This is a genomic window from Paenibacillus sp. 2003 (assembly GCF_031455635.1).
GTDB classification, from domain to species: Bacteria; Bacillota; Bacilli; order Paenibacillales; family Paenibacillaceae; genus Paenibacillus; species Paenibacillus amylolyticus_B.
This window is the reverse complement of record NZ_JAVDTB010000007.1, coordinates 104,017-122,815: the sequence shown is the minus strand read 5'-3', so window position 1 is coordinate 122,815 and position 18,799 is coordinate 104,017. Positions and strand designations below refer to the sequence as shown.

Genomic DNA, 18,799 nt, shown 5'->3' with positions numbered 1-18,799 from the left:
GGAAAATCCGGGGATAAAGGCGAACGCTTCGCTTCTTCAGATTGGTGTTGCACTCTCCGTTTTCGTGTAAAGTCTAATTTAGCTTTATATTGGTTGAAGATATCAGTCACAAAATGTCGAATCTGGTTGTTCTTCCATACGATACACCGCGCGTTCGCCGCCAATCAACTTCGGACGGGTCAACGCTGTGGTTACACGAGCATCTCCAACATAGCGAAGCGCTGTACGATAGGGTACGGCTACATGCCGGAGATGCATCCCAATCATCGTCTCCCCAATGTCCAGGCCCGCATGGGCCTGCACATGTTCAGCCAGGCATGGATCGGTCAGCGAACGATATGCTGCGGATGCCATTGAACCTCCAGCCTTGGGCACGGGTACTGCACCAACCTCGGTCAATCCAAGTCGAGTAAGCACAGAACGTTCCATTACCAGCGCACGGTTCAGATGCTCACAACATTGGAATACCGTTTCAAAACCGAATTCCTCCTGCACCTCGCGTATACCCGCAAGAAGCTGCTGCGCCACTTCAATGGCACCACTCGTACCAATCCGAGCGCCTGCGACTTCACTTGTGCTTGTACCGATCACAACGATCTGTCCAGGTCCAAGCTGTCCGGCAAGCGCCAGTTCATGCAGAATAGACGCGGTCTGTTCCTGCAATCCGGGTTGTTCCGAATCTAACTCTATAGTCATCCTATCATCGCCTCCCGATAAAATCATGCCCGCTGTCTCTTGGCTGTCCTTCGTATTCTTGCACGGCATCTCAGGTACTATTATAGCGAATAATCAGATGAAAGACGAAAAAAAGAGCAGTCTGCGGGTAACGCAGAATTGCTCTTTTGCCCAGGCGACCGGCCGTTTGTTCCGGTGCTCCATCGTGGTTATGCCCACTTCGTCGCCAGTTACACCGGATCCCTGTTTTCCCCTTCATCATAAAACAACCCGCGTCTAAAATCAACGGTTAATTTACATCATGTGTCCTATTTCTATAACCTGCCCGGCAGGATCAGAATTATCCCAGCTTATCCAAAAGCCGGTCCAATGCCGTCCGAATCTCAGCTGCAGCTATATTGTAATCATCACGACTTCCCCCAAACGGATCGGAGATGTCGAAACTTGGAATTCGTTGTCTAATCTCAATGGCTCGCTCACGCTCCGATGCCAGGATCTCTTGCCCAAGGGCACGTTTCATCTCAAGCGTTGCAAACAGGCTGTCCAACTCCTGAACATCACTTAATACCTGTTCATCATCCTCCACATATTCTTTCAATGTATAGGTTTTGTGGACTGAGTCGGGAAAAACCTGCATGACATGCTGCTTATGACTCCGCGTTAATGTAAGAACCAGATCGGCCCAACCTACCAGGTTAGAGCTAAGCTGTGTGGAATGAGGTGGACCTTCAACGTTATGATCTCTCAAAACCGCTTCAGCATGTCGGGAGATCGGCATCCCCGACGTTGCTGCCACACCTGCGGAGCGAACCTCTACCTGAATGCCGCGCTCCGATGCCAGTTTTCGCAAAAGCCCCTCTGCCATGGGGCTGCGGCACGTATTTCCTGTACATACGAATAAAATATGTTTCATTGTGTTAGCCTCCCCATTTTACATATGATGCGAATGATATGATATCTCAAGTTTTATTCTAAAATATAAACAAAAGTCCAAACGCAAGCAAGATTGCGCCACCAATAGCTTCGCCGTAATCCCCGAGATTCTGGCTCACCCGACGGCCTAATAGCAGACCCATAACCGACATCACCCCGCCACAAACGCCGAAAGCAAGTACGGTTAAGATCAGATCACTGCTAAACATCCCTAAGGAAACGCCAACGGAGAACGAATCCACACTTACGCTGAGGGAGAACAAAACAACGCCGAGCAGGGAACGGTGGTCCACCAGCTTTGTATCGCCTTCACGGAATGCATTCAGAATCATATGAGCACCCAGCAAAACAAGCAATCCACCTGCCGCATACGTCGTAATGTCACCGAGCAGGGAGCTGACGTATTTGCCCATATACATGCCGATGAGCGGCATGATGATATGAAATAGCGCCGTTACAATACTGATTCGCAATACATCCCGCAGCCGAATGCCCTTCATGCCAATTCCGATTCCGAGTGAGAACGCATCGAGGCCAAGCGCAACAGCCATGATCAAAATGGTTACCAACTGCCCTACATGGGCAGACACATCCCACATCCCCATACCCCCAAGTCACGTAAAGGTTCTTGTACACGATATGCGGACAAGGACCTAAACATGACCGATGAAAGGCAAACGGCGACGGATCTCTGGTCAGATGCTGGCTTTATAGAATCTTGATTTTGTTTTGGAAAAAGTTAAGCAACTCTCCTGACTGTGTGATCAGGAGAGGTTAAGAGGGTTGCTGGTTGCCAACTTGGATGAGTTGGTTACCCGCGGCCTTGAGCAGCCGATTCATAACGGCTGCTCCCAGCCCTTCGCGTGAGCAGGCTTCAGCCACAATATATGTGGCGCCTTGCTCATCGCAGCTGCGCAGCGCGGCGTATAGCCGGCGCGCTGCTTCTTCCAGCTCGCTGGCGTCTCCCAGCGAGAACACGGCATCGGCGCGGTACTGCTCCGCGTGCTCGGCGAACGCCAGCACCGCGGTGCGCTCTCCGCGCTGCGACGCCTCTGCGAGGGCGGCGCTGATCCAGGCCGCCACCGCTGCGGGCGGCCCTTCTACCACGCACAGCGCCCCTGCGGGTGCGTAGTGCGTGTACTTCATGCCCGGCGAGCGCGGCGCCGGGCTGCCCACGCCATCGGCCCCCTCCGCGAGTAGCGCAGGGTCCGTGGCGACACGGGCGGCAACGGCGGACAGTTGTTCCGCCGTAATGCCGCCAGGGCGCAGGATGGTGACGGTACCGTCGTCACCGACCTGCACAACCGTGGACTCGACGCCCACCCCGGTGGGGCCGCCGTCCACAATGCCGCCGATGCGGCCATCCAGATCCTCGCGCACATGAGACGCGAGTGTCGGGCTTGGTCGCCCGGAGCGGTTGGCGCTTGGCGCAGCCACAGGGCATGCCGCCGCCGCGATCAACTGCAAGGCCACCGGATGGTCCGGCATGCGCACGGCCACCGTGTCCAGACCGGCGGTGACACGCGGGGACACCGCCCCCGGCCTAACCGGCAGCACCAGCGTCAGTGGTCCCGGCCAGAAGGCCGCCATCAGCGCTTCCGCCGTTTCGTTCACTTCCGTGACCAGAGCATCCAACTGGTCACGGTGCGCGATATGCACAATCAGTGGATTGTCGGAAGGTCGGCCTTTGGCGACAAATACAGCCTCCACGGCTGCTGCGCTACGCGCATCGGCACCCAAGCCATAGACCGTCTCGGTCGGAAAAGCCACCGTCTGACCTTGACGAATGCATGCTGCGGCAGCCTGCAAGTCGGCGAGCGCCTGTTGATCGGCGCTCCCCTTTTTCACATCCAACAATTCAATATTACCCATTCCAAGAGCATTTTCAGCGCTCACCAAGACGCGTACATCCCACATCTCGGTGACCAGTCCTCCCGGAGCTTTCGTATCACGGTCTTCTCTACCATCCCTCATCTCAGAGGTGTGTTGCAATGGTTCGTTTTCTCTGCTCATATATCATCATTCCTAAACTTCAAGTAGGTTAGTTCATATCCATATTCAATATAAGTAATTATAACATACCTGTCCCGCCTCGGATGCCCCTCACCTTCACTCCACGCATGAGTCTCACTATAACCTCGCCACCAATTCATATCAAAAGGGCATCTCCCATAATCGAAGTCGCCCTTTACCATAGTATAAATTCGTTGTTATGCGAACAACCCAGTTACCCAACTCCACAGTTTCACAGCCATATCCCACAGAAAGAATCTCGCCTCCGGTGTATCCCCCTGTACAGATGCCTCGGCATCTCCTGGTTCAGCAGCTGCGGCCAATACCGTTGAAGGTTTCGCCAGTGCATCCCCAGTCCCTGCATCAATGAAGCACAGCGGCGGGAACAACACACACCACCAGTTCTGACCTTTTCCTTCCCCCAGCGTGATCCGAACCGCTTCATAATCTCCGGCAGGATACACAGTGCCACCATATAGTTTGGTCGGGAACGGAACAGAACCCAGCTCCACCTGATACTCATAATTTAAACCGCGACTGGCCAACTCTTCTCCTACTCTATTCTCAATCTCGGACAAATGCTCACGAATAACCTTGCGCGCTTCATCCAGACTTTGCGGATTCTCCAGTTCGGCTACCCACTCGCCCATCTGAGCAACGACAGTATCCCGAATCTCACGTTTTACCAATTGATCTCCCGGTGCATCCGAGTTTGCTAGAATACGCAAGCGAATCGATTGTTCAGGAATCGCTGTGGCCGCCACAGCTGCATCCGTTTTCTGACCTTCCCATATCATGATAATCATCATAAGACATACAATAATAAGTCCAATTTGCTTTACAGTTCTTCTGCTCATTCCGTTCTCCCCCTCGGCTCTCTGATCACGTTGCCTGCAACTCTCTCATGTCTATCAGTATGCCCGGTAGAGACGGAGGTAAACCTAGCATTTGCAATAAATCTACTAAATCGATTCTATGATATACATTCGCTCACCAGTCATGTTAAAAAGGCTGATCCGCACCTGGTTACAGGGCAAATCAACCTCTTCATTTCTACCAACGATCACGTTATACGTCCCACCGCTTTACTTTTCACTATACCTACTCAACAGTTACACAGCACTTTTCTCTTTCTTGAGCATATTCCATAAACGTTCCGACAATCGAGGTTGCTGCTCCCCTATGAGAAGTTCATCCTCCTCTTCTTGTCCATACAACTTAATGCTCATGACCACCCCAATACAAGCCATATTAATGAGCAGAGAGGTGCCACCGTAACTGATGAAAGGTAACGTAATGCCTGTGAGTGGCATCAGTCCGAGGAACGCCCCTACGTTCTCAAACACCTGATACAACAACATTCCGATAATACCTACAATGATGACGGGACCAGCGCGATCTCTGCATGCCAAAGCAATCAGCACCATACGTTGAATCAGAATAAAGTACAACAGAATCAGTACGGATGCACCAACAAAGCCAAACTCCTCTGCGATCACGACAAAAATGGAATCAGAATACGTGTAGGGGACTCGTCCACTCTGAACGGATGTTCCTTGCAAGTACCCTTTGCCGATGATGCCCCCTGAACCGATGGCTAAACCTGCATTTTTCGTATGCCAGGAAGCTTTGGAGGTAGCCTTTTCCGGTACAAGCCAGGGATCAATACGCTCTGCCCAATGCTCACGTTTTATCTTTTCAAGAAAGGTGAACACTTCATCATGGTAGAAAGTATAGGCTTTAACAAAGCCAAAGAACGCGACTCCCACAATCGCCAGCGCAATCAATGCGTGCTTCAGCCTCATATTCCCGATCCAGAATACCGCAGCCAGAATCACCACATACCCCAGCGCATTTCCCAAATCATTCTGAGCCATAACAAGGGCAAACGGAATAAATGCCCAGCAGCCAATCGGCACAATATCTCTCCAAAATTTCAGCGTGCCTCGTTGTCTCTTCACGATCAAATGGGCGAGAAACAGAATCAGAATCATCTTGAACAGCTCTGCCGGTTGAAAAGAAAAGTTCTCGCCCAGCTTCAGCCAGCCGTTAGCATTATTGATCGAACTACCCAGGACATTCGCAAGGATCAATAGTATGATCCCCAAGCCATACAAATAAAACGCATATTTCACGTATAACTTGTAATTCACAAGCCCGATCATAAGCACCGCAATGAACCCGGCCACATAGAAATAAATCGTTTTGACATGATGATTCGCCAATTTAGCATCTGTCTGCGTTCCGCTATAGATCGCAAATACACTAATAATCATGAGCAACAGCATTACAAAAAGAATAACACCGTCCATCATTTTCAACATTCTCAACATGACGCCGTCCATCCCCCTGAAATCTAGCATTCTATGATTTCCAATTGTACTCAATATTACCATTGTATATAATTGGATAATAAAATGGAAATCTGGATGCTTCAGGGTGACAATCAAACCATTCAATGGCCTGATTCACACTCTAAAAACAATAAAAACCCCAAAACATCCACCCCAATGTGACTTGGGCTGATCTGTTCCAGGGTTCTATAGTTATCTAGCTTATATACATAAATCTGACGTGCTAGTTCAGGGTTTGATTCGAGAACTTATTGCTCCTGCTGGGATGGCTTGCGTCTTAACAATTTTATCACCAAATCGGTAATACTTGGTTGTTCCGCAGAGCCAAGAATATCCTCGTTCTCTTCCGTGTGGACCTTAATACTCATCACAAGACCCATGCTGATCATGTTGATCATAATGGAGGTACCACCCGAACTGATAAACGGCAGCGTAATCCCTGTCAATGGCATCAGACCAATGAATGGACCAATATTAACAAAGATCTGGTAGAGCAGCATCGCTATAATCCCAACAATGAGATAAGGCCCCGCTCTATCCTTACACTCCAGTGCAATCAGCACCAGCCTGTGAATCAGGATAAAGTACAGGAGAAGCAGTACCGAGGCACCGATGAAACCAAATTCTTCTCCAATCTGCACAAAGATCGAGTCAGCATAGGCCAGCGGCACCCGATTCGACTGAATCGTTGTGCCTTCCATATAACCTTTGCCCGTAATCCCGCCAGAACCAATCGCAAGCTTTGCATTATACGTCTGCCAGAGTACATCTCTTGAGGTCAGCTCTGGTACAAGCCAGGGGTCAAAACGATCCGCCCAGTGCGAACGTCCAATGTCATTCAGGAATTTAACAATCTCATCATGATAATGAATATATGCCTGTGTACCACCGATAAAGGTAGCCACAGCAATAATAAAACCAATGAGGGCATGCGTAAATTTAATGTTGCCGATCCATAATAGACCCACAAGAATGACAACATAACTCAACGCATTTCCCAAGTCATTTTGAAGCAATACGAGTAGTAACGGCGGCAGAACACAGAGTGAAATCGGAATAACATCACGTCCAAAATAGAGCGGACGATTCTTCTTTCGGGCCAAAAAGGCTGATAAAAACACTATCAGGCATAGCTTGAACAACTCAGCAGGCTGCAAGCTGACCCCGAAGATGGACAGCCAGCCTTTTGCCCCGTAGTACTCTTTACCAAAGAACATTACGAAAATGAGCAGCAGCATACCCACGCCATAGATATATAAATAATTTTTGATTATGAATTTATAGTTGATCATCGACATCCCAAAAAAGACTACGAATCCCAAAATATAAAAGATCACTGCACTTTTCGGGAGTCCCTCCAGCTTTGGACGACCAAACGTTGTACTGTAAATCGACAAAATACTGATACCCATCAGAATAACGAGTATAAAGACAATAGAATAGTCTATCTTTTTAAATTTGTGCAGCATGTAATTATGTTCCCCCAAGCATTCAGAAATCTTCGGTATATCTCATTGTAGAGGATTTCACGGCAAAAAGAAAACCCGCGGAACCTTACATTTTCGTCACCTGTTCCGAAGTACGAACACCCAGGACATGCCGCTCGATTCCGGCAAGGTCCGGTACAATGATGATTTCCGGCCAATGTCCTGCCGATTCAAGCAGAGCTGCGATGTCGCGAGCCTGCCCCTGGCCCAGCTCAAAACCAATGATCTGCGGCGGCGCAGGCAGCAGCGCCAACTGCTCCAGCATGACACGGTACGGTGCAAGCCCGTCCGGACCGCCGTCCAGTGCCATGCGCGGCTCATGATCGCGCACCTCTTGCTGTAACCCGGCGATATCCGCCGCCGGGATGTATGGCGGGTTGGACACCAGGATGTCCACCCGAGCCCCGGCGAACGGGGCCAGCAGATCGCCTTCACGGAAGTCGATCTGTACCCCGTTCGCGGCCGCGTTCCGCGCGGCCACTTGCAGGGCAGCCGCCGAGAGATCTCCGGCGCCAACCTGCCAGCGCGGGCGCAGCGAAGCCATCGTCACCGCGATGGCACCACTGCCCGTGCCGATATCGACGGCGAGCGGAGCGCCGTCAGGAAACACGCGGTCGGCTTCGCGCAGCACAGCCTCGACCAACAGCTCGGTCTCCGGCCGCGGAATCAGCACGGCCGGCGTGACCTCGAACGGCAGCCCATAGAATTCCTGGCTGCCGATAATGTATTGCGCCGGCTCACCCGCAGCCTTGCGCGTGACGGCGTCCTCCCAGCGGCTGCGATGCTCGCTGGGAAAAGGCTCCGGCTGCATCATGTAATACGCGGCGCCATAAACGCCGAGTACATGTTCCAGCAGCAGCCGGGCGTTGTTTTGCGGCTCGTACACGCCGCACTTTTCCAAAAAAGAGGAAGCCTCCACGAAGGCTTCCCGACAGCTCTGTTCCGGCGTCATGACAAACTGCGCGCGGGTCACAGATTATTCTCCTCTATCCATCAACTCGGTCTGCTGAGCAATCGTCAGTGCAGACAAGATATCTTCAATCTCCCCGTTCATGATCTGATCCAGCTTGTGCATCGTCAGACCGATACGATGATCCGTCACACGGCTTTGCGGGAAGTTGTACGTACGAATACGCTCACTGCGGTCGCCCGTTCCCACTTTACTTTTCCGCTCAACAGAGATCTTCGCTTCCTCTTCCATACGTTTCATATCGAAGATACGTGTACGCAGAACCTGCAACGCTTTTTCCTTGTTGGAGTTCTGTGATTTCCCATCCTGACATGTCGCCACAATTCCCGTTGGAACGTGCGTTACCCGTACTGCAGATTTTGTGGTATTAACCGATTGTCCACCGGCACCACTGGAACAGAACGTATCAACACGGATGTCTTTATCATGAATTTCAATATCGAAATCTTCGGCTTCAGGCATAACCGCAACCGTTGAAGTTGACGTATGAATACGTCCGCCAGACTCAGTTGTTGGAATACGCTGTACACGGTGTGCGCCGCTTTCGTATTTCATTTTGCTGTATGCGCCGCGTCCGTTGATCAGGAAAACAACCTCTTTGAATCCACCGAGATCATTTGTGTTAACGTCCATCAGCTCTACACGCCAGCCTTGTGCATCTGCATAACGTGTGTACATTCGATATAGATCTGCTGCAAACAACGCTGCTTCATCTCCACCAGCTGCTCCGCGAATCTCAACAATAACGTTTTTGTCGTCATTCGGATCTTTTGGCAGCATGAGTACACGAATCAATTCGTCCAGTTCCTTCTGGCGAGTGCTCAGTTCGTCAATTTCCATTTTGACCATTTCACGCATCTCATCATCCAGTTTCTCACCCTGCATTTCCTTCGCAGCTTCGAGATCCTGACTTACCTGTTTATATTCATTGTACGCTTCATAAGTCGGTTGCAGATCGGATTGTTCTTTGGAGTATTCCCGCAACTTTTTGTTGTCACTTGCCACATCCGGGTCACACAAAAGCTCGCTCAACTTGTCATAACGGTCGGCTAACGCCTGTAATTTATCCAACATGTATAGTCACCTCACGCATTATTTTGTCCAAGCACATCACATTTTCAATAATTATTTCAATTCAACATTAATTACATCTATAATCTATATTTCACAACGCACAGGATTCTCAATGAATCCCCTGACCGCAGCATGTATTCACATTCATGTATGATCGACGTATAACATCGCTACAACGTCATCAAATCCTTTACTTTTAAAGTGATATCAAGAAATCGTGTACCCTGTATGAAATCCGCTTCAGCTCATCTGTTCAAGTGCGAATTTAACGTGGTATACGACTCTTAATTATAGCATATTCTTATGGTTCTGAATAGTAACTGTTCCGCAGACGGATGAACTAATTTTTGTATTGCAAAATACAAAATGAAATTGTTGTTCGATATTGTTCCGAAATGTTCCTACTGTGGTGTAATACAATATAAAATAAACAAAAGCCACGATGCGCTAACATCGTGACTTCTCTAACAAGGCCGGTGGGCGACCACGGCGAATTTCAATCAAACGAATGAAAAACCACCGGATTGCAAGTCGACCAACCTAATCCCGGTGGTTTTTCTTGTTCCGCGCTACTTTCCACGCACTGCATATAAGGCTATTAACCCCACTGCAAAACTCTAAGTCAAAGACCCCACGAACTTCACGAGAAAGTCGCAGGGTCATGTTATTAGTCTACATATAAACGTGTAACAACCTATACGTTGAAACGGAAGTGCATAACGTCGCCGTCATTTACAACGTACTCTTTACCTTCAAGACGAAGTTGTCCGCGCTCTTTGGCACCGTTCATGGAACCCGCTGCAACCAGATCGTCGTAGGAAACCACCTCTGCACGGATGAATCCGCGCTCGAAGTCGGTGTGAATGACACCCGCTGCGCCAGGCGCTTTTGTACCTTTACGGATTGTCCAAGCACGAACTTCCTGTACACCTGCTGTGAAGTATGTGTACAGACCGAGCAATTTGTAAGCCGCTTTGATCAACAGGTTCAGACCGGAATCCTCGATACCGAGTTCTTCCAGGAACATTTGTTTATCTTCGCCTTCCAGCTCAGAAATTTCTTCTTCAACCTTCGCGCTGATTGGCACTACTTCTGCGTTTTCAGCAGCTGCGAATTCTCTTACTTTTTGCACGTAAGCATTGTTCGCCACATCACCAATTTCATCCTCAGCTACATTGGCTGCGTACAAAACAGGCTTTAGAGTGAGCAAGTGCAGATCACGGATGATTAGAAGCTCGTCATCTGTAAGTTCCATGCTGCGTGCCGGCTTGTCATCGTACAGAACAGCTTTCACTTTCTCCAGCACTTCTACTTCTTGAGAGGCGGACTTGTTGCCGCCCTTCATGTTTTTCTTGGAGCGATCGATTTTCTTCTCAACACTCTCGATATCGGCCAGGATCAGCTCCAGATTGATTGTCTGGATGTCGCTTACCGGGTCAATTTTGCCATCGACGTGTGTAATGTTCTCATCTACAAAGCAACGTACCACGTGTACAATCGCATCTACTTCACGAATGTGGGCAAGGAACTTGTTACCCAGACCTTCGCCTTTGCTCGCACCGCGAACAAGACCTGCGATATCTACAAATTCAAACGCCGTTGGTACTGTTTTCTTAGGCACAACGAGTTCTGTCAATTTGTCCAAACGCTCATCGGGTACTTCAACGATCCCCACGTTAGGGTCAATCGTACAGAACGGATAGTTTGCCGATTCGGCACCTGCTTGTGTAATTGCGTTAAACAACGTAGATTTTCCGACGTTCGGAAGCCCTACAATTCCTGCTTTCAAAGCCATGTATATGACAACTCCTCATTGATTACTTGTTCGGTATGGATAATCCTATACATTATATATGACAAACCTCAAGGCATCAAGGAACTTCGCCAATTCGACCAGAGTCCCATACGCTTCCCGAAATCCCCGGTTACTGCGGATAATTCGTTTTGCGCAGATCTTAAGTTTTGCCTAGAATATCCTCTATTAGGTTTACCCTTTGATTTCCTTGTACATCGTCAGATCCGTTACCTCATATCCCATCTTGCGATACAGGCTGCTCGCCCGCACATTATGACCAAACACATGCAGGCCAATGCGATCCACGCCAAGACTCAAGGCCGTCTGTTCAAGCGCCTCCATCGTCTCTGTTCCATACCCTTTACCGCGGTGTGCTTCTTCAACCACAATGTCTAGTAAAAATGCATCTTTGCCACGACGATTATCCGTAATATTAAACCAGATATACCCCACATTACCGTCTACAGGGTGCACCAGATTGTAGAGATACGCTCCAGGCGTGTTCAAGCCCTCAGGCAGATAACGTTCATAAGATTCCTCCGCCAGTTGCTGCGCCTCTTCCTCCGCCCAAGTGCCCGCTTCTACTTTTTCCTGTGCAAAATCCTTAATCGATCGAATGCGAAAACTCGCATAATCTTCCTGATTCATTGGAGAAAGTTTCAATTTATTCCCCTCCTTATTTCGAGTGAACAACATTATGTAGTATCCCTGTGCAGTCCTTTTTGCACTGCTAGTATCTTATTGTATCCTGTTCTCCCGCTTGGCGCATGAAGTAATTCTGACGATTTGAACTTCAATTTTCATATGTATCCATTTTATCTATAACTTTTGATCTCTTCCCATCGTTTATACCTCATGAAGGAAAGGAGTAGATCATATTGAACACACGTCGCCGATTCTCCAAAAAGAAAATTATTATCTTATCCGCTATCATACTCGGAATCGCCATCGTCGCTTTTATGAGCTTTCTGAATGCAATGGATCCCTTTCGCCACTTAAGGATCACGATCCACAATCAGTCCGACTATGACCTCACCAATATTCAGGCTAGCCTAGTCCAAGGTGACAACTCGTTAAACAACAATGAGAGTGGCTCCACTTACGTATTCGATAAGGATATTCCCAGCGGAGCAAACGTGAAATTCGCCCCGCAGCTGAAACTTTCCGGGGAGGGGGTCGTATCCTTGGCGTTCACGGACAGTCGCGGAAAAACCTATAACAAAACGGTTTGCGGTTATACGGAATACTTGTCCGGCAATTCCTACGTTACTGTAACCAATGAGAATGTCACCGTGAAAGATGAATGTATGTAATAACGATACTTCGCTCTGTGGAATTATGTTAAAATATAGGGGCGAGCGACCCGCCAAAGTTTCTCGCCCAAAGTCGATTGAATTATTCAATCGGCTTTTTTATTTTAACCTGATTGTATAGATTAATTAGATCATCCAGGACCATAGATTGCTGTATAACATGAGGATGAAGCAGATCTCCATAGTCCATCTTGAGTTGATAGAGCTTTTGTCTCGCTGCTTCGATCTGCAACTTGAGCTCAACACAATCCATATTCACCCCTCCCTGTTGTAACATTCTAGTCCATTCTGCTAATTAGTAGGAAATCAGGCGAACTCCAACACGAAAAAGCTCCCTTCAAAGTAGAAAATTCACCATTCTACTTGAGGGAGCAGCTCATATTAAATTCAGAAACGCTGGTATTAACTTCCCATGCCATGGCCATTAGTTGTCATGATTACTGGACGGTCTTTTTCAACGGGGATGGGTTGAGTTATAGGAACAACTACGCCTACTGCGATACTGCATGTAACTATTAATACTGCCAATTTCATCTTCATTCGTCATCAAACCTCCCGAATCATTTTTTTATATCGTAGTTTAGCTTCTTCAACTGCAAAATACCGAAATTCTTCAAATATTTTTATACACTCTAGAACACTATCTTTATTCTTAATTTTAATTACAAAATCCAAACCGTTAAGAATCAACTCAAATCCTCTGTTATAATCTTGATGTTTTAAATAGTATGTACCTAGGCCCACAAGCAAAGTACCATATTGATCATTCGTATATTGCTCGCTGATTTTTCCAATACGGCTACTCTGTTCTTGGTACATGAAATACGCGTCATATACTTCAAGAACTGAATCAATGTTAATATCAAACCGATTTGCTGCATTCACAATTGCACATAAAGCAGGGAAGATTTCGTTCTCTCTCTCCGAGATGTAGTTCATATAACTTGGGATAACCTCTGTTTTACCTGACATTAATTCATATAGATAACGGTTGCCTTCTGCCCATTCCTCGAACTGACGAATAACAACAGTTTCCTCTTCGCTCGGATTATTTACCCAGCTATAATCGGTGTACAAAGAGACATATTGAAGTGCCTTTTCATATTCTTCATAATAGAAACAAGCTTCTCCAAGCGCTAAATATGCGTACAAAACGTAAAAAACAATCTGCTTTTTGGGTTTAGCCTCGGGCTCTTCAGATGCTCCCCCTAATTCATAATGGATCATTGCTTTTAATTTTAACTTGTCAGCAAGATTCTTCACCTTATCCCATCGGCGTAACGAAGCATACACATTAATCAAATCGTTCAATCCATCCAGCTGGTAGTGCTCATCAAGCCGATCTACAAAAAACTCAAACTGCGTAGCAAGTGTAAGATTGCTCAACTGATCCTTGGAAAGCCCGATTGTGAACAAACGATACTGACTTAGAGCCAACCGTTCAGAATGTTGCATTTTCTCCCCCTCGGCTACACAAAGGTACAAGGGCTTGGCCGCTTCAAACTTCCCTTCACGATATAACTGTTCAGCCAACTCGAACAAAAGCGGTGCATAGGAAAGATTATCCATAATTAGATTAACGGCTTCTTCCATATAATCGACCTTACCGAGTTCGGCACAACGGTATAAAAAAGGCCCAAGTCTTCGCCAATCCGGGCTTGTATGTACAAAACACTCATTTATGTATAATTCATAGAAGTAACCCTCTGTTAAACCCATCCCGGCAGTTAGTCGATCCAACTGCTGCATGCCTATGGGACGCAGCCCGTTCAGCGTACCACTCAACGTCCCTGAGTTAATTCCCGACACCTCAGAGAATTGATTGAGTGTCATATGGTTAGTTTTTAAGTAGTCTGCTAAATGATCACGTATTGTGGCTACTGAGTTCAAAGGTACACCACCTTTCCAAGCGAAATTAAGCAATGGTCAATAAAATAATACTATATTTTTGAATTTAATATCAATATTTTACTTGTAAATAATTTACTTTTATTTAAATTCAACATATCTATTGTCATATTAAAAAAGCCGAACGATATTACGCTCGGCTAGTTAGCTTATTATTTGCTGATTAGAAGCATCTCTGAGACATCGCAATCAAAGAAATTCTTAATTCTTACTCCTTATGCATTAATCGATGCTGCAGCATGTCCTTTTACAAAGTTAAACGCCGTTCAACCAGCCGCTCCGTCTGTTTCAAATCCTCAATCCGCCCTGAGCCAATGCCAAACATCACGGTACGCAGCTCGAATTCAACCTGTTCCAACCGCTCATTCAGCGCATCATCGGAAGCTACTGCGGATTCGAGCAGAGATCGACCGAAGCCGGCGAGATCCGCGCCGAGCGCGAGGGCTTTGGCCGCATCCACGCCAGTGTGCAGTCCACCGCTGCCAATCAGGGCCCCCGCTGGATTCAGCCCTCGTACTTCCTGAATACACTCCGCTGTTGGAATACCCCAGTCGGCAAAAGCTTCAGCTGCTGCCCGGCGTACCGGGTTATTGTTGCGGTACTTCTCCACCTGTACCCAGCTTGTACCACCTGCCCCGGCTACATCAATAAACGCGACACCCGCTTCATATAGGCGTTGAGCCGTCACGCCATCAATCCCAAAACCTACTTCTTTTACGCCAACAGGCACGTCTAACTCACGACACAAGTTCTCAATCCGCTGAAATAATCCGCTGAAGTTGGTATTACCTTCCGGCTGAAAAACTTCCTGCAACGTGTTCAGATGAAGCACGAGCATGTCCGCTCCTGCAATATCTACGGCACGCTGGAAGTCGGCCGTGGTGAACCCATAATTCAGCTGCACCGCGCCCAGGTTGGCTATGACCGGGATGTCCGGTGCCCAGCGACGGACATCGAAGGTACTCGCGAGTTCCGGCTGTTCCACGGCAGCCCGGATCGAACCTACGCCGAGCGCCCAGCCTCTGGCGTTCGCTACTCGGGCGAGGCGCTCATTGATGGCGCCCGTTGTTTTGCTTCCACCCGTCATCGAACTGATGAGCAAGGGTGTACGTACTTTTTTGCCAATAAACGAAGTCTCCAGATGCACCTCTTCAAAATCCAGTTCCGGCAGTGGGTGATGGCGAAACGCATACCGCTCCATACCGCTGGTTACCCCTTCTCCTGCCACATTCTCCTCAAGACAGAGGCGCACGTGTTCCAGCTTCCGTTCTCCCGTAGCCACTTCGGGAAGCAGCCGTTCGCCGGCTCGCTCTTGTTCATTCATGATGAGACCTCCTATGTGAGAATCGTGCGGATCGACAGGATAACCTGCCTGTTCCTAGCTTCTATGTATATAAGTCTTTTGTAAAAAAGACAAAACATTTATTAAATAAGCATTACAACTCAACTCTATCCAGTATAACGTTCCAAACCATCTATTGAAAGGATGCCCCGACACCAAATGTCTCACTTAAATCTCGGAGCACCGCTATCTTATGCCTACTCAAAAACACTGATCGTCCGTCGCACCTTCAAAGCTGGTTAGCACGGACGATGCACACGAACATGGATCAACAGAACACATTTCACTCCATCATCTGCACAACAAACTTATCTCAAAATTTCCGATGCCAACTGCTCACCAACAAGCTGCCCGGACAACGTCACAATCGGGGTTCCGCCGCCGGGATGTGTCGTTCCGCCTACGTACCAGAGTCCTTGTACATCTTTGCTTCGGTTGCCCGGTCGCATGAAGGTCTGCTTCACGGAGTTGGATGAAATGCCGTAGATCGAGCCTTGATGCGCCAAAGTATCCCGTTCAATATCTCGCGGCGTATATCGGATCAGCACATCGGATTGGTTCAACCCCGTTATTCCCCGTCCTGCCAACTGATCAAGCACAAACGCTCCATAACGTTCCGTCTGCTGCTCCCAATTCCATGAATCCGACAAGTAGGGGGCATTGACCAGAATGAATAGATTACTGGCTCCCGCCGGGGCCATGCCCGCTTCCGAATAACCGGAATAACAGATGTAGATTGTGGGATCGTCTGGCATTTTACGGTCGCCGAAAATATGGTCGAACTCCGGTTCATACCGTTCCGGGAAGAAAACCGTATGATGCAACAGTGCATCATATTGCCTTCGAACACCTGCCAGCGTCACAAATCCCGAAATGGAGGGCTCATATTTCCGTATGCGGGCATCGCTCATCTCTTTCCGATGTTCCGGTGCGAGCAGCAGTCGATTCACGCTAAGCACATCGCCATTGGCAACCACCTGATCGGCTTCCCGGAAGCCTTGATCCGTATCCACGCCTGCCACTTTGCCATTCCGAACAACAATCTGCCGGACCTCTGTACCGGTAATGATCTGCACACCTTTTTCCCGTGCCAGACGAGTCATTCCTTCGATCAGTTGATAGGTTCCGCCTTTGACCCCGTAGATGCCGACTTCTGCTTCCACATGACCCATCATGGCAAAGATAGAAGGCGATTGATACGGCGATGATCCCACATAGGTTGCGTACCGTCCGAACATAGCCAGCGTATGTGGATGCTGGAAATACGAACGCAACAGCTTATCCAGCTTCACCGTTGGCCGCACGCGGAGCAGGCTGCGCAGCATTTGGAGATTGTATTTGTCAGAAGGAGACAGCAGCAACTTACCGAGAAAATGACGATTGGCTTCCGCATATAGCGCAGCAGACTCATCCATAAATGCATCATAACGAGCCGCATCCTCCAGACTGTACGCTGCGATCTGCTCCTTCATCCACCCGCGATTACCTGACAAATCTACCACTGTGCCATCTGCGAATATATTACGCGTGCGCGGCTCTAACTCATATAACTGTACGTAATCTTCCATTGCTACTCCCGCATGGTCGAAGACTGAACGAAAGGTGGATGGCATCGTGATTGTGCTCGGTCCCCGGTCAAAATGATACCCGTCCCGCTCAATCTGTTGCAGCTTGCCACCTACGTGTTGCTGCCGTTCCATAATGGTCACCTGCACACCTTGTGAAGCCAGTCGTATCGCACACGACAGACCTCCGAATCCTGCACCGATTATAATGACGTTACCTCTCAACTGTACCGCCTACCTTTCCATACATACCCCTTGCCGGAGCGGCCTGCCTGCCAGGAAGCGAGTCCGATGGCAATGACACAGGCCATGCTGACCGGTTGCAGAAGGGCAAGCCACCAGGGTTGTCCGCCAGCATGATCTGCAACTCTTTTCACAGCCATACCTAATAATGTTCCAATCAATCCATACAGAATGGACATCGAACTGCCCATAAGGAGTCCAACAACTAAGCCCAGCGGGGGCACAATATACATCAGTGTATACATCAACATCGTGCCAAGCAGCAGTACGTCTTTACGCCCCATACCTTCGTACATGTTTTTCTTGTATCCATTCCATACTTCTGCACCGTTCTGATACATGCGGGTATTTGTTACGTCATGCACATCTGTCAGCATCACCGGATGACCTGCACGCTTGACCGCTTTGGCAAGACTCATGTCATCCACCAGATGCGCCTGAATGGCAGCATGACCGCCGGATGCTTCGTAACTGGAGCGGTGAATCAGCAAAAAAGCCCCCGTAGCGGCCACAAACATCGGACTGGATGATCTGCGTATCATGAAAATGGGCAGGTGACTGATGATGGTGAAGACCATCATGGGTACAACAAGTTTTTCCATCCACGTCTTTGTCACCTGATAAGGAAATCCGGTTACCAGACCCCCACTCTGCTCACACCCTGCCGCAAGAGTCTGTCGAATCGCACTTGGTTCCAGACGCACATCCGCATCCACAAACATAAACCATTCTCCCTTGGCCTCCTGAACCAGCCTGTGACACGCATGGGATTTCCCCATCCAGCCCTCAGGAAGATCGACGCCATGCAGCAGACGCACACGTGCATCGCGATCTGCAATTGCCTGTACCATGGCCGCTGTCTCATCTTCAGAGCGATCATCCAGCACCAATACTTCCATCCGGAATCCTGATGTATCACTCGCGAGCACACTTTCCAGACATCCTTCGATATGTAGTCTTTCATTTCTGGCTGGAATCAGCACCGAGACCAGCAGGTCTGGTGGTTGTATTCGGTCTGCTCGGAATGAACGCACTTTGGGCAGACAGGAGACATTCCATAGAGCGAACAGCAACTGTATGCCCAATATGCAGGTAAGCACAATCCAGAAGATTTCAGATGCATTCAT

The 18,799-nt window shown here is 48.6% G+C and carries 18 protein-coding genes and 1 riboswitch; of the genes, 1 reads left to right on the top strand and 17 read right to left on the bottom strand.

The window, feature by feature from the left end:
* Positions 1-102: 102 nt before the first annotated feature.
* The 11 genes from J2X75_RS23570 to J2X75_RS23520 form a co-directional block, all read right to left on the bottom strand.
* The gene (locus J2X75_RS23570) at positions 103-696 is read right to left on the bottom strand and encodes a TIGR01440 family protein (RefSeq protein WP_310340678.1); all 594 of its coding nucleotides are present in this window, start codon (positions 694-696) and stop codon (positions 103-105) included.
* A gap of 141 nt (positions 697-837) precedes the next feature.
* A riboswitch (ZMP/ZTP riboswitch) is annotated at positions 838-919 on the bottom strand.
* 96 nt (positions 920-1,015) lie between these two features.
* Positions 1,016-1,588 carry a low molecular weight protein arginine phosphatase gene (locus J2X75_RS23565; protein ID WP_036612575.1) on the bottom strand — a complete coding sequence of 191 codons (573 nt, stop codon included), beginning with the start codon at positions 1,586-1,588 and terminating at the stop codon, positions 1,016-1,018.
* A 58-nt stretch (positions 1,589-1,646) separates the two neighbouring features.
* Positions 1,647-2,207: a manganese efflux pump MntP gene (locus tag J2X75_RS23560; protein ID WP_017691925.1), complete on the bottom strand. Its 561-nt coding sequence runs from the start codon at positions 2,205-2,207 to the stop codon at positions 1,647-1,649.
* A gap of 175 nt (positions 2,208-2,382) precedes the next feature.
* On the bottom strand, positions 2,383-3,525 hold the full coding sequence (locus J2X75_RS23555; protein ID WP_310340674.1) for an L-threonylcarbamoyladenylate synthase: 1,143 nt from the start codon (positions 3,523-3,525) through the stop codon (positions 2,383-2,385).
* A 293-nt stretch (positions 3,526-3,818) separates the two neighbouring features.
* The gene (gene spoIIR / locus J2X75_RS23550) at positions 3,819-4,478 is read right to left on the bottom strand and encodes a stage II sporulation protein R (RefSeq protein ID WP_310340672.1); all 660 of its coding nucleotides are present in this window, start codon (positions 4,476-4,478) and stop codon (positions 3,819-3,821) included.
* Between the two features lie 255 nt (positions 4,479-4,733).
* Entirely contained in the window at positions 4,734-5,954 is a 1,221-nt protein-coding gene (locus J2X75_RS23545; protein WP_310340669.1) for an FtsW/RodA/SpoVE family cell cycle protein, read from the bottom strand.
* Positions 5,955-6,223: 269 nt separating this feature from the next.
* A complete protein-coding gene (locus J2X75_RS23540) occupies positions 6,224-7,444 on the bottom strand; it encodes an FtsW/RodA/SpoVE family cell cycle protein (RefSeq protein WP_310340667.1) in 1,221 nt (406 codons plus the stop codon).
* Positions 7,445-7,529: 85 nt separating this feature from the next.
* Positions 7,530-8,414: a peptide chain release factor N(5)-glutamine methyltransferase gene (prmC, locus tag J2X75_RS23535; RefSeq protein WP_124116885.1), complete on the bottom strand. Its 885-nt coding sequence runs from the start codon at positions 8,412-8,414 to the stop codon at positions 7,530-7,532.
* Positions 8,415-8,438: 24 nt separating this feature from the next.
* Positions 8,439-9,506: a peptide chain release factor 1 gene (gene prfA / locus J2X75_RS23530; protein ID WP_017691918.1), complete on the bottom strand. Its 1,068-nt coding sequence runs from the start codon at positions 9,504-9,506 to the stop codon at positions 8,439-8,441.
* Between the two features lie 694 nt (positions 9,507-10,200).
* On the bottom strand, positions 10,201-11,301 hold the full coding sequence (gene ychF / locus J2X75_RS23525) for a redox-regulated ATPase YchF (RefSeq protein ID WP_124116543.1): 1,101 nt from the start codon (positions 11,299-11,301) through the stop codon (positions 10,201-10,203).
* A 192-nt stretch (positions 11,302-11,493) separates the two neighbouring features.
* Positions 11,494-11,964 carry a GNAT family N-acetyltransferase gene (locus J2X75_RS23520; protein WP_310340661.1) on the bottom strand — a complete coding sequence of 157 codons (471 nt, stop codon included), beginning with the start codon at positions 11,962-11,964 and terminating at the stop codon, positions 11,494-11,496.
* Between the two features lie 215 nt (positions 11,965-12,179).
* Between J2X75_RS23520 and J2X75_RS23515 the strand changes: the two genes are divergently transcribed.
* A complete protein-coding gene (locus J2X75_RS23515) occupies positions 12,180-12,614 on the top strand; it encodes a hypothetical protein (RefSeq protein ID WP_310340658.1) in 435 nt (144 codons plus the stop codon).
* An 82-nt stretch (positions 12,615-12,696) separates the two neighbouring features.
* On the opposite strand, the gene J2X75_RS23510 is transcribed toward J2X75_RS23515, so the two are convergent.
* The 6 genes from J2X75_RS23510 to J2X75_RS23485 all read right to left on the bottom strand — a co-directional run bounded on the left by J2X75_RS23510 (position 12,697) and on the right by J2X75_RS23485 (position 18,799).
* Entirely contained in the window at positions 12,697-12,867 is a 171-nt protein-coding gene (locus tag J2X75_RS23510) for an aspartyl-phosphate phosphatase Spo0E family protein (protein ID WP_310340656.1), read from the bottom strand.
* Between the two features lie 149 nt (positions 12,868-13,016).
* Entirely contained in the window at positions 13,017-13,154 is a 138-nt protein-coding gene (locus J2X75_RS23505) for a hypothetical protein (protein WP_307415876.1), read from the bottom strand.
* Between the two features lie 6 nt (positions 13,155-13,160).
* On the bottom strand, positions 13,161-14,504 hold the full coding sequence (locus J2X75_RS23500; protein ID WP_310340651.1) for a transcriptional regulator: 1,344 nt from the start codon (positions 14,502-14,504) through the stop codon (positions 13,161-13,163).
* A gap of 265 nt (positions 14,505-14,769) precedes the next feature.
* Positions 14,770-15,846 (bottom strand): type 2 isopentenyl-diphosphate Delta-isomerase, encoded by a 1,077-nt coding sequence (gene fni / locus J2X75_RS23495; protein WP_310340649.1) that lies wholly within the window; start codon positions 15,844-15,846, stop codon positions 14,770-14,772.
* A gap of 326 nt (positions 15,847-16,172) precedes the next feature.
* The gene (locus tag J2X75_RS23490) at positions 16,173-17,654 is read right to left on the bottom strand and encodes a phytoene desaturase family protein (protein ID WP_310340646.1); all 1,482 of its coding nucleotides are present in this window, start codon (positions 17,652-17,654) and stop codon (positions 16,173-16,175) included.
* A complete protein-coding gene (locus J2X75_RS23485; protein WP_310340643.1) occupies positions 17,651-18,799 on the bottom strand; it encodes a glycosyltransferase family 2 protein in 1,149 nt (382 codons plus the stop codon). The genes J2X75_RS23490 and J2X75_RS23485 overlap by 4 nt, the downstream gene beginning before the upstream one ends.

Excerpts from the sequence above, each read along its gene's own strand:
- J2X75_RS23540 (WP_310340667.1), bottom strand. The coding sequence starts at position 7,444 with ATGCTGCACAAATTTAAAAAGATAGACTATTCTATTGTCTTTATACTC.
- J2X75_RS23570 (WP_310340678.1), bottom strand. The coding sequence starts at position 696 with ATGACTATAGAGTTAGATTCGGAACAACCCGGATTGCAGGAACAGACC.
- J2X75_RS23505 (WP_307415876.1), bottom strand. The coding sequence starts at position 13,154 with ATGAAGATGAAATTGGCAGTATTAATAGTTACATGCAGTATCGCAGTA.
- J2X75_RS23545 (WP_310340669.1), bottom strand. The coding sequence starts at position 5,954 with ATGTTGAGAATGTTGAAAATGATGGACGGTGTTATTCTTTTTGTAATG.
- ychF (WP_124116543.1), bottom strand. The coding sequence starts at position 11,301 with ATGGCTTTGAAAGCAGGAATTGTAGGGCTTCCGAACGTCGGAAAATCT.
- fni (WP_310340649.1), bottom strand. The coding sequence starts at position 15,846 with ATGAATGAACAAGAGCGAGCCGGCGAACGGCTGCTTCCCGAAGTGGCT.
- J2X75_RS23485 (WP_310340643.1), bottom strand. The coding sequence starts at position 18,799 with ATGAATGCATCTGAAATCTTCTGGATTGTGCTTACCTGCATATTGGGC.
- J2X75_RS23510 (WP_310340656.1), bottom strand. The coding sequence starts at position 12,867 with ATGGATTGTGTTGAGCTCAAGTTGCAGATCGAAGCAGCGAGACAAAAG.
- J2X75_RS23565 (WP_036612575.1), bottom strand. The coding sequence starts at position 1,588 with ATGAAACATATTTTATTCGTATGTACAGGAAATACGTGCCGCAGCCCC.
- J2X75_RS23560 (WP_017691925.1), bottom strand. The coding sequence starts at position 2,207 with ATGTGGGATGTGTCTGCCCATGTAGGGCAGTTGGTAACCATTTTGATC.
- spoIIR (WP_310340672.1), bottom strand. The coding sequence starts at position 4,478 with ATGAGCAGAAGAACTGTAAAGCAAATTGGACTTATTATTGTATGTCTT.
- prfA (WP_017691918.1), bottom strand. The coding sequence starts at position 9,506 with ATGTTGGATAAATTACAGGCGTTAGCCGACCGTTATGACAAGTTGAGC.
- J2X75_RS23555 (WP_310340674.1), bottom strand. The coding sequence starts at position 3,525 with ATGTGGGATGTACGCGTCTTGGTGAGCGCTGAAAATGCTCTTGGAATG.
- prmC (WP_124116885.1), bottom strand. The coding sequence starts at position 8,414 with ATGACGCCGGAACAGAGCTGTCGGGAAGCCTTCGTGGAGGCTTCCTCT.